The organism is Nocardia sp. NPDC050630, assembly GCF_044457245.1.
Taxonomy (GTDB): Bacteria; Actinomycetota; Actinomycetes; order Mycobacteriales; family Mycobacteriaceae; genus Nocardia.
This window is the reverse complement of the sequence record NZ_JBITGN010000018.1, coordinates 34,180-48,698: the sequence shown is the minus strand read 5'-3', so window position 1 is coordinate 48,698 and position 14,519 is coordinate 34,180. Positions and strand designations below refer to the sequence as shown.

Here is a 14,519-nt window from a genome sequence, read left to right as displayed (position 1 = left end):
GTCCAGCCCCCGGAACCGGGGGTGCCACTCAGCGCTCGGCGGTCGGACCGAGGACCGGCTTCAGATCCAGCACCGGGGTACCGTCGATCGCTTCCAAACCGTGCACTGTGAGCACCGACCCAGCGATATCGGCGATCGTGACCCGATGCAGCCCGATCGGATTCGGTCGATGTGGAGCGCGCGTCGCGAACACCCCCGCCACCGGGCGGGTGCGATCGCCGCGCGGATGCACCGTGAGCACCTGCCGATCCGCCCGGTGCAACCAGGTGAACACCAACACCTCATCGCCGGGCCGCAAGCCCGCCGTGCCCGCGGTGACCTCGGGGTCGAGCACGATCTCGGCGTGCGGTGCGCCTTCGTCGCCTTGTTTCGGCGCAGCCGCGGGATCGGTCAGTGGCGAGCGCACCCGGCCGATGGGGCGCACGTCATAGGTCTCGGAAGGCATGGGTCGATCTTCGCTCATGGGTGCATGAGGCCGAAGACGTTCCCGTCGATATCCTCGACCGTCGCGATCAGCTTCCCACCGCCGACATTCGTCGGCTGCTGGGTCACCTCGGCACCGGCCTTGACCAGATGGCCAGCTGCTTCTCGATGTCCTGGCCGCCACGTCGTCCGGTGTCGACGGTGGGTCGCATGCTCCGGCTCCGGCAGCGAGGCCGATGACGCTGTCCAGGAGGCCTGGCTGCGACTCAGCCGTTGCGATAGCGATGAGATCAAGAATCTGGGCGGGTGGCTCACCACCGTCGTCGGCCGGGTCTGTCTGAATATGCTGCAGTCCCGCAAGACACGGCGCGAGGAATTCGAACCGGTAACTGATGTCGAGGGCCTGGAGCAGGAAGCGGCACTCGGCGATTCGATCGGCCTGTCCCTGCCGCTGGCTATTCGCTTTCGCTATCGCTTGGTGAAGGTTGTGCTCGGCCAATACGATTCGGCTGGTGTCCCAGGCAGCGCGGCGTATGATCGGGCCAGTGCGGGTCCCCGGGGGAATTGTGAGCGAGCGCAGCGAGTGAACAGTAAATACAGTCGAGTTGCGCGGTCATGCCGGAGCTGAGTATTAGCGAGGCGCAGGCATGACCGAGTCGGTGACCACGGATTGGGACCTATTCGGGCGGGCGCTGGCGCAGTGTCTTTTCGAACTACCTTCCCGCGCAACGCTGATCATCGCCGCCCCCGGCAATCGATATGTCCAATTCGTGCAATACGACATCAAACTGACCGTCGAACTGGCGGGCAATTCCTATCTTGCGCAGCCCATCTCGCCGATCGCTGAACGTATGCTGCGCGATCTCGGCTGGCGCGAACCCGTCGCACGTCGCGAAATCGACAACTGGACCCGCACGCTGCTCTGGCCACTGTCTCTGGACACGCTGCGCGGCCTCGCCCGCTCGGTCGCCGTCGGCCTGCACGACGCGCTCGGCGTCGGCACGCCCGCGGACCTGCGCGCCATGGGTTGGACGGAGACCTCCGGTGATCTGGATCTCACCGCATTGGGCGAGATCGCGCGTCGCGGCGTGAACTGACGCGGTGGGGAGACCGGCCCGACGTGGCACTATTCTGTGAATATGGCAGTAGGCAAGGGCGGCACGCCGTCCAAGGAAGCGAAGGCCGCGGCGAAGGCGGCCCGCAAGCAGCAGTCGAAAGAACGCCGCCAACAGCTCTGGCAGGCGTTCCAGATGCAGCGCAAGGAAGACAAGCTGCTGCTGCCTTTGATGATCGGCGCGGTCGTCGGCATCACGGTCGTATTCCTGGTGGTCGGCCTGATCTTCGGCCTGCAATGGTTCCTGCTGCCGCTCGGCCTACTGCTCGGCGTGCTCGTCGCGTTCATCATCTTCGGTCGCCGGGTACAGCGGAATGTCTACGCCAAGGCCGAGGGCCAGGCGGGTGCGGCGGCCTGGGTGCTGGACAACCTGCAGGGCAAATGGCGGGTCAGCAATGGCATCGCCGCGACGACCCAACTGGATGCGGTGCACCGGGTGATCGGTCTGCCGGGCGTCATCCTGATCGGTGAGGGTTCCCCGCAGCGGTTGAAATCGCTGCTTGCCCAGGAGAAGAAGCGCACCGCGCGGCTCATCGGCGACACTCCGATCTACGACGTCATCATCGGCAACGACGAGGGCCAGATCCCGTTGAAGGAGCTCCAGAAGCACCTCACCAAGCTGCCCCGCAATATCGATACCAAGCGCATCGACCTCATCGAGGGTCGCCTCGCCGCGCTGAGTTCGCGCAGCGGTCCCGCACTGCCCAAGGGCCCGATGCCCGCAGGCGCCAAGATGCGCGGGGTGCAGCGCACCATCCGCCGACGCTGATCCTGTTTCGAGGCCCGCATCCCATGGGATGCGGGCCTTCGCATTTCTAAGGGGTCGTTCCGGTTCGCCCGGTATCGAGCAACCAGGTGATCCGGTCGTAGCCGATGGCGTGGTAGACGACGAGCACCACGGTGAAGACCAGCGCCCAGCGCGGCAGTCCCGCGATCCAGAATGCCGCCGCGCCACCGAACAGCACCACGAGCTCGACGAGCAGACGGACCCAGCCGTCCACCGCGACCGGCGCCTTTCCGCTGCGGCTCGGATCGTCGGGCACCGCGAATGTCCCCCAAGCCGCGGCGGCGGCGAGTGGCAGCAGGACGGCCAGCACATAGCGCCATGGCGAATCGAACGCGCGCCAACCGCAGACCGCGAACGAGGAAATGGCGGCGATTTCGAGGAATAGGCGGACCGCCAGCATGACCGGATTCAGAGACACCGCCGGAGCGTACTGTTGCGACGCCCGCCTCGAGGCACTAACGCGAGCGGACGACCGCGGTGCCGGTGGCTCTGTCGTGCATGCCGCGCCCGTCGGCGTCGGTGAACAGCGCTGGAACCACGAAGACCAGCAGGACCTGGCGGGCAAGCGCACGCACGAAACCGACGCCCACCGGCGCATCGACGCGGATGACGCGCAGGCGCAGGAAGTACTGCCCCGGCGTGTACCCGAACAGCGACACCGCGACGACGCCGATCACGAACCACACCAGCAAGTTGGGCGTCGTGAGAGCACTCACAATTGCCTCGAAATTCGACGGACGCGGCTTCCCGGCCGGGATATCCATCCCGGCGATGATCTTGTCCGGGTTCGGCCGCACGATAATCGCGGTCACACCGAGGGAGATGAACCAGTCCACCACGAGGGCGACGATGCGCCGCGACATACCGACCAGCGACCCGGCGCCGGAGCGGGGCAGACCCAGGTGCTGACCGGGGAACTCCGGGGTTGCCGGATCGCCCGGGTCCGCCGAAGGTCCGGAGAGCCAGGATCCGCTGATGCGTGCCATAACCCTCAGAATAGGCCTCTACGACCGGTCGTAGGACACCGCATTAACCCAAGGTGACCTCGGCGGGCGTTGGTAAAGACGGCAGGATTACCATGCTGTTCGAGCCAGGGTGGCATTAAACATCCGACCAGCCGCACGTGTAACACTGGCGAAACACAGCCTTGATTACTGGGAAACACCGCGTCCATACCGTCTGGACGCGACGAACCCATGCAATCGACACTGGCTGGGAACCGATCCGTAAGGAGAACAAGTGACGTTCAGCACGGCCGACGAGGTCATTCAGCACATCAAGGAAGAGGAAGTCGAATACGTCGACATCCGCTTCAGCGATCTTCCGGGTGTGCAGCAGCACTTTTCGATCCCCGCGAAGGCTTTCACCGCTGACCTCGCTGAAGAAGGGCTAGCGTTCGACGGCTCCTCCGTCCGTGGCTTCCAGTCCATCGACGAGTCGGACATGCTGCTGCTCCCCGACTTCAGCACGGCCCGGCTGGATCCGTTCCGTCAGGCCAAGACGCTGAACCTCAACTTCTTCGTGCACGACCCGTTCACCCGGGAGGCCTACAGCCGCGACCCGCGTAACGTCGCGCGCAAGGCGGAGGAGTACCTGCGCTCGACCGGTATCGCCGACACCGCCTACTTCGGTGCCGAGGCCGAGTTCTACATCTTCGACTCCATCCGCTACGACTCGGGCATGAACGGCGCCTTCTACGAGATCGAGTCGATCTCGGGCTCCTGGAACACCGGCGCGGAGTTCAACCCGGACGGCACCCCCAACCGCGGCTACAAGGTCCGCAACAAGGGCGGTTACTTCCCGGTCGCGCCGTACGACCACTACGTCGACCTGCGCGACAAGATCTCGACCAACCTGCAGAACGCGGGCTTCGAGCTCGAGCGCGGCCACCACGAGGTCGGCACCGCCGGTCAGGCCGAGATCAACTACAAGTTCGGCACCCTGCTCGGCGCGGCCGACGACCTGCAGCTGTTCAAGTACATCGTGAAGAACACCGCGTGGGCCGAGGGCAAGACCGTCACCTTCATGCCGAAGCCGCTCTTCGGTGACAATGGCTCGGGTATGCACGTGCACCAGTCGCTGTGGAAGGACGGCAAGCCGCTGTTCCACGACGAGGCCGGCTACGCGGGCCTGTCCGACCTGGCGCGCCACTACATCGGCGGCATCCTGCACCACGCCCCGTCGCTGCTGGCGTTCACCAACCCGACCGTGAACTCCTACCACCGCCTGGTCCCGGGCTACGAGGCCCCGATCAACCTGGTGTACTCGCAGCGCAACCGCTCCGCCGCGGTCCGCATCCCGGTCACCGGCAACAACCCGAAGGCCAAGCGCATCGAGTTCCGCGCGCCCGACTCCTCGGGTAACCCGTACCTGGCCTTCGCCGCCATGATGATGGCCGGCCTGGACGGCATCAAGAAGAAGATCGAGCCGAAGGCCCCGGTCGACAAGGACCTCTACGAGCTCCCGCCGGAGGAGGCCAAGGGCATCCCGCAGGCCCCCACCAGCCTCGCCTCGGTCATCGACCGCCTCGAGCAGGACCACGACTACCTGACCGAAGGCAACGTCTTCACCCCCGACCTCATCGAGACCTGGATCAACCTCAAGCGCGAAAACGAAATCGCGCCGGTGAACCTGCGTCCGCACCCGTATGAGTTCGAGCTCTACTTCGACGTGTAGGCCCGTCGGCCGCTCCGCAGGCTTCGCTCCTGCGCTGTAACGCAAGGAGCCCCATTCGTTTCGACGGATGGGGCTCCTTCGTTTCTCGGGGAAGCTTTCGGCTGGAAGCCCTACCTAAAGCGGCGCACCGGTGCAGTGTCGCATCTCGACGTAGCCGGTTGTTGCAACCCTCTTGCCGCGCGGGTAATTTCGAGTAGGCATATACTGCTTCGGTACTGGCGCAACCGTTTTCGGGTTAATAGGCACTTCAGCGCCGAATTGACAGTCTGAATCCCGTTGAGCGGCACGGTGATACCGGTGAGCGGGGTTACGGCGGCTGGTTCGGGTGAATTGGCGCACCCGAGTGCCGAATGGTTCTACTGTCCCGCGCCATGAGGATTTCACTTCTTTCACTTATAGGTGCTGCTGCGGCGGCTTTGGCGTTGACTGCGACGGGGGTGCAGCCTTCGGCGATCGCTGAGCCGAGTGTTGCGGCGGTCGGCGGGAAAATCGATGTGCAGGGGGCGGTCAATGTTCGGGATATCGGGGGATATCGGACTTATGACGGGGCAATGGTCAAGTCGGGTAAGGCTATTCGGGCGGATTCGTTGGAGAAGTTGACGGATTCCGATGTGCAGAAGCTCGGGACACTGAACCTCAAAGCCGTTATTGATTTGCGGACACCTGCCGAGGTGCAGTTTGCCGGGGCCGACAAGGTACCTGCCGGGGTGCAGAAGGTGGCGCGACCCATCGATGACACCGGGTTGTTCCAGCAGATGCTGGCGGCCATTCAGTCCCGGGATCCGGTGAAGCAGCAGGAACTGCTCGGGAACGGGAAGGCCGAGGAGATCATGGCGAACGTGTATCGCAGCTTCTTCACCGATGATTCGCGAGCCAAGTTCGGTCAGACGATTCGGGATTTGGCGGCGACCGACCGGGCGACGCTGTATCACTGCACGTCCGGCAAGGATCGCACCGGCTGGCTGACGTATGTGGTGTTGCGGGCGGTCGGGGTGCCGGAAGCTACCGCGCGGCAAGATTATCTGCTGTCGAATCAGTACCGGGCCGCGGCGGATGCGAAGTTGCGGGAGCAGGTCGCGCAGGCGGGGCTGATGCAGAATCCCGATCTGCTCATTCCGCTGCAGGAGGTTCGTAACGAGTACTTGGATACCGCGATCACTGCGATGGAGCAGACCTATGGCGATTTCGGGAAGTTCCTGACACAGGGCTTGGGCCTCGACGGCAGCACCCTCGTACAACTGCGGAAGAATCTGGTGAGCTGACGAGAACGTTTCGGGCCCACTCCTTTCCGGCGGAGTGGGCCCGAGCGCATTCAGCTCAGCCTGGCATCCGCGGCCGAATCCACGAGCTGCCGCACAAACTTTCCCGATCGCACGCACTAACTGGAGTCTGTTGCCGAATACGCCCAGCACGCGATCGTGACGTCACAGCGGGGCCCACAATTACCTACCGGCGAGCATGATCACCGGGCAGTAGTCCGTCCAGGCGGTTGATCTGTGGCGCGGCGAAAATCCGCCGTTCCGGCAACCAGCTCTATAGCCTGCGCGAGCTCGGCAAACCTTGTGCGACAGCAGAACTAGACCGGCAGCACCATCTCGGCCAGGTCCAATAGTGAGACCCCTCCGGTGCCGAATGCCGTAACCAAGGCGTATGCGATAAGTGCGTCCTCCAGAGTCGGCTGCCGACCGGCTACCTTGTGGTCGCGCGATGTGAAAGGCAGTGCCCAGTCGACGTCGATCTGGTGCGTTCCGGTCAGCATGAATTCGCCGAGCACATGATCGCCCTGCCCCTTCTGCCCCAGGATCAAGGTGCTCGAATGCAGATTCTTCGGCATCAACCGCAAAAACTTGCCGTCCACCTCGGCGGCCGCGCGATAGGTCCACCGGTGGTAGAAGTGTCCGCGCCCGACCGTCAACCTGATGGGGCGGTCATTGATCGATGCCCGCAGCCGCTTCGCATTGCGCGTACCGATCGGAACACGCTGACGGGTGCGCGGACCGATGCGCTCGATCGTCACCACGGTGGCATCATCGAATACCGGCGCGGTGACCACTCTTTCATCGGTACGCGTGATCACTATCTTGCCGAAATGCTCGGTGTCGACGACAAAACGCTCTGGACTGCTCACCCGGCTCCTTCGACGCTAGCGAAACATCCTGTGGCGCTGGGTATCAACCCGACTTCTTGGCCTGCTCGCGGACCGAACCAGCCAATGCCTTCGGCATGGGCTCGTGCCGGATATACGAGCGTGTGAAATCACCCGCTCCATGGGAGAGCGAGCGGAGATCTATTGCGTAACGGGTGAGTTCGAGTTCGGGGACCTCGGCGTGGATGCGGGTGCGGCCGGTGCCGTGTGGTTCGGTACCGAGGACGCGTCCGCGACGTCCGGACAGATCGCTGAGCACCGGACCGACGTAATCGTCGGTGACCACCACCCATACGTCGGCGATCGGTTCGAGCAGGTCGATACCCGCCGCGGCCGCGGCCTCGCGCAATGCGAGCGCGCCCGCGGTCTGGAAGGCGGCATCGGAGGAGTCGACCGAATGTGCCTTGCCGTCGAAGAGTGTCACACGCATGTCGACCAGCGGATACCCGGCCGCCACACCGCGTGCGGCCTGGGCGCGCACACCCTTCTCCACCGACGGAATGAATTGCCGCGGTACGACTCCGCCGACGACCCGGTCGACGAATTCGATACCGGATCCACCCGGCAGCGGTTCCACCTCGATCTCGCAGACCGCGTACTGCCCGTGCCCACCCGACTGTTTGACGTGCCTGCCCTTACCGGTCGCCTTGCCCGCGAACGTTTCTCGCAACGCGACCTTGTGGTCGATCACGTCGACCTGCACGCCGAACCTGGTGCGCAATCGCTCCAGCGCGACATCGCGGTGTGCCTCACCCAGACACCACAGCACGATCTGATGGGTATCGGGATTCTGTTCCAGCCGGATCGCGGGATCCTCGGCCGCCAGCCTGGCCAGGCCGCTCGACAGCTTGTCCTCATCCGGCTTGCTGCGCGCCTGAATGGCAATGGGCAGTAGGGGATCGGGCATCTGCCATGGTTCGATCAGCAGCGGGGTGGCGGTGCCGGAGAGAGTGTCGCCGGTTTCCGCGTGGCTCAGCTTCGTGACATAGGCGATGTCCCCGGCGATGGCCTGGCCGAGCGGACGCTGCTGTTTGCCGAACGGTGCGGTGATGGCGCCGATGCGCTCGTCCACATCGTGGCTTTCGTGGCCGCGGTCCTCCAGGCCGTGGCCGCAGACATGCACGGTGTCGTCGGGTCGCAGGGTGCCGGAGAAAACGCGGACCAGCGAGACGCGCCCGACATACGGATCCGATGCCGTGCGGATCACCTCGGCCGCCAACGCGCCATCCGGATCGCAGTGCAACGGAGTCGGCGCCGCGCCGTCGGAGGTGGTGACGGCCGAGACCGCATGTTCCGACGGTGTTGGAAATCCGCCGGTGATCAGCTCCAACAGTTCTATGGTGCCCAGGCCCTGTTTGGCCCCCTCGGGAGCGGGCGCGCCGAACAGCACGGGATGGAAGCTGCCTCGGGCGACCGCGCGTTCGAGGTCCTCGACCAGTGCCGCCAGCTCGATCTCCTCGCCGCCGAGATAGCGCTCCATCAGCGTCTCGTCTTCGCTCTCGGCGATGATGCCCTCGATCAGCCGGTTGCGCGCCTCTTCGAGCAGCGGCAACTGATCGTCGGCCGGTTCGCATTGGACCTCCTCCCCGGAGGAGTAGTCCGCGATGCAGTGCGGCAGCAGTTCGACCAATCCGGTCACCGGGCGATGACCGTCCGGACTTTTCGGCCCGTACACCGGAAGATGCAGCGGCAGAATGTTTTCCGAGGAACCGCCGCCGAGTACCACCCGACAGGTCTCGGTCATCTCGTCGAATTCGGCGCGCGCCGTATCGAGGTGGGTGATCACGATGGCCCGCGGCATCCCGACCGCCGCACACTCCTCCCACAGCGCACGGGTCGCGCCGCTCACGGCCTCGGCCCCTTCCGCCGCGGAAATGACGAACAGGGCCGCATCCGCCGCACGCAGACCCGCGCGCAGCTCACCGACGAAATCGGCGTATCCGGGGGTGTCGAGCAGATTGATCTTGATCCCGTGCCACACCATCGGCACCACCGACAACTGCACCGATCGGTGCTGGCGGTGTTCGATCTCGTCGTAATCCGATAGCGACGTCCCGTCCTCCACCCGGCCAGCGCGATTCACCGCGCCTGCCGTGAGCGCCAACGCCTCCACCAACGTGGTCTTACCCGACCCACTGTGCCCGACCAGCACCACATTCCGGATGTCCTCCGGCCGCTGCGCCGTCACAGCCTTACCGTTGGTCCCTGCGGACGCACTCGCTTTCTCGACCATGTGTCTCGCTTTCGGGGTCGACACCTGCGCTGCTTCGAGCTTCCCACCAGCGGTCGCGTCGCGTGCCCGGATCGGAAGATCCGGTGTGTTCAGGTAGGCGTCGGGGCGTGTGCATGTGGGGTTCAGGTCCGTACCTCGTTGGTGCCGGTTGCCCGCTGGTGGTGTGTACATCTTGGTGGCCGAGCAGTGGCGGGCAAGCCGGTGCTGGCCGCGGGTGGGATAGCCGACGGGCGCGGACTCGCGGCCGCCCTCGTACTCGGTGAGGCGGGCGCGCTGATCGGCACTCGCCGGTGTACGACTGCTGGAGCATGACGCAGAGTCGTACCACCAAGGTGATTTCGACGGCGAAGGTCTGCGCATCGCTGCCGGTCTGGGCGCCAGCGACGTGGTGCCCAGCTGTCTTCGCCGACCTCGTAAGGCGAACCGTTAAACCGAACGTTTATTAACTAAATATTCGCCACATTTGCTCGTTTGCCAGATCTGTGTGGCAACTCGCTCAGACATCACCGCGATGTGGCCGCCCGAGGCGTCCTGACCGTCGATCCCAACCCAGCATGCTGAATTACCAATGCGCAGGTAGGTGATGTACGCGTGCTCGAAGTAGTCTCCGTTGCCCCTTACTTCGTGCACGAAAGAGGCGCACAATGGTTGCGATACACCGGCTTCAGCGTTTGTGATCGGCGGGTAACTGGATGTCCGCCGAGAGCATTCGGACGGTCATCCGCCGTGATGACAGCGTCCACATATTGGGGGCGGTGCCCGGGTCCGCTGTTGGCATCGTGGCCGCGCTCCACACCACGCTCGATACCGGGCGCCGCGAATGCTGCCTGTAGCGACCAAGGCCGCCCCGCCAGTTCGGCACCATCAAGCGATAGGAAGGGTCATGTCAGAGCAGAACAAGGCCACCGCCAAGCGCGTCCTCGACGCATGGAACATGCGAGACCTCAGCGTATTCGACGAGGTGATTTCGGCTGACTGCATCAATCACGATCCGCAGAGCCCGTTCGCCGATATTCACGGCCCGGACGGTTACAAAAAGCTCGTGCAGATGTATATCGCCGCATTCTCGGATCAACGGTTCTTGGTCAACGAACAGATCGCCGAAGGCGATTTCGTCACTACCCGGTGGACGGCGACCGGTACCAACGACGGCGAGATGATGGGCATGTCCCCGACAGGCAAATCAGCGACCGTTCAGGGAATCACAATCAACCGCTTCCAGGACGGCAAGATCGTCGAAAGCTGGTCATGTTGGGACACACTCGGCATGATGCAGCAACTCGGTGTCGTCCAGTCGGCGCACCCCGCAACAACCTGACTCGCACCGTATCCGCGCCACAATTGGATAAAGTCAAGTGCGGCGGTGAAATTCGAGTCGGCGGTTGTCTGCGCCCACGCGAAGCCGACATCGTTGCGGCCACCGGCGATCGAACCAGCAGCTTCCGCCGCCCGGTCCGATCGCCGCAGCGGCACTCAGCTGCCGAAGCGCGCCAAGACGGAGCTGGCCTCCTGGGAGGCGGTGCCCTCCGCAGCGAGGTGTGCCATGGCGGGGGAGATTTCGCGGCCGTGGTGGGCCATCGCCTGGGCATAGAGTCGGCCCGCGCGGTAGGAGGAGCGAACCAGTGGTCCGGCCATGACACCGGCGAAGCCGATTTCCTCGGCCATACGGGAGTGCTCGACGAATTCCTCCGGCTTGACCCAACGGTCGACCGGGTGGTGGCGCGGGGAGGGGCGCAGGTACTGGGTGATGGTGAGGATGTCACAGCCGGCCTCGTGCAGGTCGCGCATGGCCTGGGTGACTTCCTCGGGGGTTTCGCCCATGCCGAGGATCAGGTTCGACTTGGTGACCAGGCCGTCTTCGCGCGCCGCGGTGAGCACGGCGAGGGAACGCTCGTAACGGAACGCCGGACGGATCCGCTTGAAGATACGCGGCACCGTCTCCAGGTTGTGCGCGAGCACCTCGGGGCGGGACGAGAAGACCTCGGCGAGCTGCTCGGGGACCGCGTTGAAGTCCGGGATGAGCAGTTCCACGCCGGTGTTCGGGTTCAAAGCCTTGATGGCCCGGACGGTTTCGGCGTAGAGCCAGGCACCGCCGTCCTCGAGGTCGTCGCGTGCGACACCGGTGATCGTGGAGTAGCGCAGACCCATCGCCTGCACACTTTCGGCGACCCGGCGCGGCTCGTCACGATCGAGTGCGGCGGGCTTGCCGGTGTCGATCTGGCAGAAGTCGCAGCGGCGCGTGCATTGTTCGCCGCCGATCAGGAAGGTGGCCTCGCGGTCTTCCCAGCATTCGAAGATATTGGGACAGCCCGCCTCCTCGCACACCGTATGCAGGCCTTCGCGTTTCACCAGGCCCTTGAGTTCGGTGTACTCGGGGCCCATCTTTGCTCGGGTCCGAATCCATTGAGGCTTGCGCTCGATCGGGGTCTCCGCGTTGCGCGCCTCGATGCGTAGCAGTTTGCGTCCTGCCGGTGCTGAAGCTGAGGTCACTCGATCGACCTTACGCCTGCCGTGCGCCGCCGTCGGATGCAGTCCGTCACTGTCCCGGGCAACGCGACAGCAGCCGACTCATTCGGCTCTCGCAGGCGCCACGGCCGTTGCGGCGCGGACGATGTCGTGTGCGGTCACCGGGAGTTCGCCATTGAGCGCGCGGGTGATCGCATCGGCGACCAGCGGCTTGACTTCGGCCACGGTGACCTCGCGGCCGAGTTCGCGCGACAGCGTGGTGACACCGGCGTCGCGGATGCCGCACGGGACGATCGCCTGGAAGCCGTCGAGTGCGGAATTGCAATTGAGCGAGATGCCGTGCAGCGCGACGCCCTGCTGTACCCGCACGCCGATCTGGGCGACCTTGCGCTCGGAGTAGAGCTCGGTCGCGGCCAGCCACACACCGGAACGGCCCTCGACCCGTCCGCAATCCAGCCCGAGGTCGGTGCAGACGGTGATCAGCGCTTCTTCGAGCCTGCGGACGTAGTGCACGACATCCACCGGCTCAGCCAGCCGCACAATCGGGTAGCCGACCAGTTGGCCGGGACCGTGCCAGGTGATCTTGCCGCCGCGATCGACCTGCACCACGGGGCTGCCGTCGATCGGTAGATCCTCGGCCTCGGTGCGGCGACCGGCGGTGTAGACCGACGGGTGCTCGAGCAGGAGCAGATGGTCGGAGCCTTCCCCGGCGGCCCGCTGCGCGGCGATAGACCGCTGCATATCCCAGGCGCTGTGGTAATCGATGAGTCCGAGATCCTCGACCACGATCGGGGTCGTATCGAATCGGGCGGACCAAGTGGTGCGCGTGTCGTTCACGCCCTTGACGGTACGCCGAGTGTGACGATCCGATAAACCAACCCGATGTGGCCGATGCCACAGGGTTGCCAGGTTTGGCGTCAGGTTCAAGTGTGCGCTGGTCCATCGGGCAGCCTATCGACGAGCTGCGTCCTGTAAGCAGGCTTCACCCCGTAAACCGCATGCAGCGTTCGCCAGGCCGGGTAGCCAGGTCCAGAGTGCGGTCAGTGCCGCGCCCAAAAATGTCGGACCGATAACCATCGCCCTCCGGCCAAGTGACCGGCCCCTACTCGGGCTGCTGCCGCGCACGAATTCGCACGCGGCATCCGTCATTACGCGAGCGACCTATCTGGGCGGGCACTGGCGCCAGTTGGCTCAGTCGCCCTCGATCGGCAGACTCAACTGCATCAGGGTCAGGTCCATCCAACGTCCGAACTTTCGTCCGACCTCCGGCAGTTCCCCGACAATGCGGAAATCGAATCGCTCGTGCAGCGCGATCGAACCGGTATTGCCGGATTCGATGGCCGCGACCATCGCGTGCACGGTGCCCGCTTGGCTGGCGCGCTCGATCAGCTCGGTGAGCAGGGCACTCGCGATACCGCGGCGGTGGAAACGGTCGGCGACGTATACCGAATTCTCCACGGTGAAGCGGTAACCCGAGCGGGTCCGCCATGGGCCGTAGCTGGCGTAACCGGCGACCTCGCCGCCGATATCGGCGACCAGAATGGGCAGCCCGGCGGCGGTGCGGCCGCGGAACCAGGCGCGCCGATCGTCGAGATCGACCTGCTCATGATCCCAGATGGCGGTGGAGGCGGCGATATTCGCGTTGTGGATGACCAGGATCTCGGGCAGATCGCCCTCGCGCGCGTCACGGATGACGGTGGCGGGTCGGGTGTCCAGCTCGGTCATCGATCTACTCCATAGTGGGTCTTCGGATGCCGCGTCAACGATCGTCGTCGCGGCCGAGGGCGGCCGCCAGCGCAGCGCCGATCGTCTGGTGCTGGAACGGGTAACCCGCCGCTTCCAACGCCGTCGGAATCGCGCGCGGGCCGTTCAGGATCGCCTCTTCGGCGAATTCGCCGATCAGCGCGCGTAATGCGAAGGCGGGCACGACAAATGGGGTCGGCCGGTGCAGCACGCGGCCGAGTGCCCGATTGAATTCGGCATTGGTGACCGGTGCCGGACCGACCGAATTGATCGGCCCGGCCATGCTGTCGTGGGTGAGCGCGAAGATGATCGCGCCGATCTCGTCGGCCATCGAGATCCACGGCGTGTACTGGCGTCCGTTGCCGAGTCGCCCGCCGAGCCCGAGTGAATACAGCGGCTGCAGCATCCCGAGCATGCCACCGTGATGGGACAGCACCACGGCACTGCGCAGTAGCACTGTGCGCACACCCGCCTCGACGGCGGGGTTGGTCGCGGCCTCCCAGTCCCGGCAGAGGGTGGCGAGGAAACCTGTTCCCGCGGGGGCAGTTTCGTCGACCACCCGATTGCCGGTGGTGCCGCCGTAGTAGTGCACGCCGCTGGCATTCACCAGTACCGGCACACCAGCGGCGGCGACCGCATTGGCCAGCACATCGGTCGGGGTCAGGCGGCTATCGCGCAGTTCCTGTTTATAGCTGCCGTTCCAGCGCCGCCGCCCGATGCTCGCTCCGCAGAGGTTGACCACCGCGTCGGCGCCGCGCAGGGCCCGCTCGTCCAGATCGGCGCGAGCGGGGTCCCAGCGGTGTTCGTCCGGCGCGTTGGGCGAGCGGCGTACCAATCTGGAGACTTCGTGCCCCTCGCGGCGCAATGCCGCGACGAGTGCCGTCCCGATCAGCCCGGACGAACCGGCGATCACCACCTTCATACGCGACAG

15 protein-coding genes and 1 pseudogene are annotated in these 14,519 nt (G+C 65.0%); 7 read left to right on the top strand and 9 right to left on the bottom strand.

Going from position 1 to position 14,519, the window contains the following annotated elements; all coding sequences use genetic code 11:
- Window positions 1-28 precede the first annotated feature (28 nt).
- Window positions 29-445 (bottom strand): tRNA (N6-threonylcarbamoyladenosine(37)-N6)-methyltransferase TrmO, encoded by a 417-nt coding sequence (gene tsaA / locus ACIBG0_RS32775; protein ID WP_397037869.1) that lies wholly within the window; start codon window positions 443-445, stop codon window positions 29-31.
- A 120-nt stretch (window positions 446-565) separates the two neighbouring features.
- Between tsaA and ACIBG0_RS32770 the strand changes: the two genes are divergently transcribed.
- Genes ACIBG0_RS32770 through ACIBG0_RS32760 form a run of 3 tightly spaced genes read left to right on the top strand, consistent with a single transcriptional unit; the run spans window position 566 to window position 2,306 of the window.
- Window positions 566-1,051: a sigma factor gene (locus tag ACIBG0_RS32770; RefSeq protein ID WP_397038032.1), complete on the top strand. Its 486-nt coding sequence runs from the start codon at window positions 566-568 to the stop codon at window positions 1,049-1,051.
- A gap of 19 nt (window positions 1,052-1,070) precedes the next feature.
- Window positions 1,071-1,520 (top strand): TY-Chap domain-containing protein, encoded by a 450-nt coding sequence (locus ACIBG0_RS32765; protein ID WP_397037867.1) that lies wholly within the window; start codon window positions 1,071-1,073, stop codon window positions 1,518-1,520.
- 42 nt (window positions 1,521-1,562) lie between these two features.
- Complete coding sequence (locus ACIBG0_RS32760) at window positions 1,563-2,306, top strand: DUF4191 domain-containing protein (protein ID WP_397037865.1); 744 nt, start codon at window positions 1,563-1,565, stop codon at window positions 2,304-2,306.
- Window positions 2,307-2,352: 46 nt separating this feature from the next.
- Here the strand turns inward: ACIBG0_RS32760 and ACIBG0_RS32755 are convergent, their stop codons facing one another.
- Both ACIBG0_RS32755 and ACIBG0_RS32750 read right to left on the bottom strand, forming a co-directional pair.
- Entirely contained in the window at window positions 2,353-2,742 is a 390-nt protein-coding gene (locus ACIBG0_RS32755) for a YrdB family protein (RefSeq protein ID WP_397037863.1), read from the bottom strand.
- A 37-nt stretch (window positions 2,743-2,779) separates the two neighbouring features.
- Complete coding sequence (locus tag ACIBG0_RS32750) at window positions 2,780-3,310, bottom strand: RDD family protein (RefSeq protein WP_397037861.1); 531 nt, start codon at window positions 3,308-3,310, stop codon at window positions 2,780-2,782.
- A gap of 253 nt (window positions 3,311-3,563) precedes the next feature.
- On the opposite strand from ACIBG0_RS32750, the gene glnA reads away from it, so the two are divergent.
- On the top strand, window positions 3,564-5,000 hold the full coding sequence (gene glnA, locus ACIBG0_RS32745) for a type I glutamate--ammonia ligase (RefSeq protein WP_397037859.1): 1,437 nt from the start codon (window positions 3,564-3,566) through the stop codon (window positions 4,998-5,000).
- Between the two features lie 371 nt (window positions 5,001-5,371).
- Window positions 5,372-6,262 (top strand): tyrosine-protein phosphatase, encoded by an 891-nt coding sequence (locus ACIBG0_RS32740; RefSeq protein ID WP_397037857.1) that lies wholly within the window; start codon window positions 5,372-5,374, stop codon window positions 6,260-6,262.
- A gap of 314 nt (window positions 6,263-6,576) precedes the next feature.
- Here ACIBG0_RS32740 and ACIBG0_RS32735 read toward each other — a convergent pair whose 3' ends face one another.
- Both ACIBG0_RS32735 and ACIBG0_RS32730 read right to left on the bottom strand, forming a co-directional pair.
- Window positions 6,577-7,128, bottom strand: coding sequence for a hypothetical protein (locus ACIBG0_RS32735; RefSeq protein ID WP_397037856.1), 552 nt, complete (start codon window positions 7,126-7,128; stop codon window positions 6,577-6,579).
- 43 nt (window positions 7,129-7,171) lie between these two features.
- Window positions 7,172-9,379 (bottom strand): elongation factor G-like protein EF-G2, encoded by a 2,208-nt coding sequence (locus tag ACIBG0_RS32730; RefSeq protein WP_397037854.1) that lies wholly within the window; start codon window positions 9,377-9,379, stop codon window positions 7,172-7,174.
- A gap of 198 nt (window positions 9,380-9,577) precedes the next feature.
- Here ACIBG0_RS32730 and ACIBG0_RS32725 point away from each other — a divergent pair.
- Window positions 9,578-9,688: pseudogene (locus ACIBG0_RS32725) on the top strand (nitronate monooxygenase); the annotation flags it as partial.
- Window positions 9,689-10,262: 574 nt separating this feature from the next.
- The gene (locus ACIBG0_RS32720; RefSeq protein ID WP_397037852.1) at window positions 10,263-10,697 is read left to right on the top strand and encodes an ester cyclase; all 435 of its coding nucleotides are present in this window, start codon (window positions 10,263-10,265) and stop codon (window positions 10,695-10,697) included.
- Window positions 10,698-10,852: 155 nt separating this feature from the next.
- On the opposite strand, the gene lipA is transcribed toward ACIBG0_RS32720, so the two are convergent.
- The 4 genes from lipA to ACIBG0_RS32700 form a co-directional block, all read right to left on the bottom strand.
- A complete protein-coding gene (lipA, locus tag ACIBG0_RS32715; RefSeq protein ID WP_397037850.1) occupies window positions 10,853-11,869 on the bottom strand; it encodes a lipoyl synthase in 1,017 nt (338 codons plus the stop codon).
- A 78-nt stretch (window positions 11,870-11,947) separates the two neighbouring features.
- Window positions 11,948-12,682, bottom strand: coding sequence for a lipoyl(octanoyl) transferase LipB (lipB, locus tag ACIBG0_RS32710; protein WP_397037848.1), 735 nt, complete (start codon window positions 12,680-12,682; stop codon window positions 11,948-11,950).
- Window positions 12,683-13,036: 354 nt separating this feature from the next.
- Window positions 13,037-13,570, bottom strand: a complete 534-nt coding sequence (locus ACIBG0_RS32705; protein WP_397037846.1) for a GNAT family N-acetyltransferase — start codon at window positions 13,568-13,570, stop codon at window positions 13,037-13,039.
- A gap of 34 nt (window positions 13,571-13,604) precedes the next feature.
- Window positions 13,605-14,510: a TIGR01777 family oxidoreductase gene (locus tag ACIBG0_RS32700; protein WP_397037844.1), complete on the bottom strand. Its 906-nt coding sequence runs from the start codon at window positions 14,508-14,510 to the stop codon at window positions 13,605-13,607.
- Window positions 14,511-14,519: the final 9 nt, after the last annotated feature.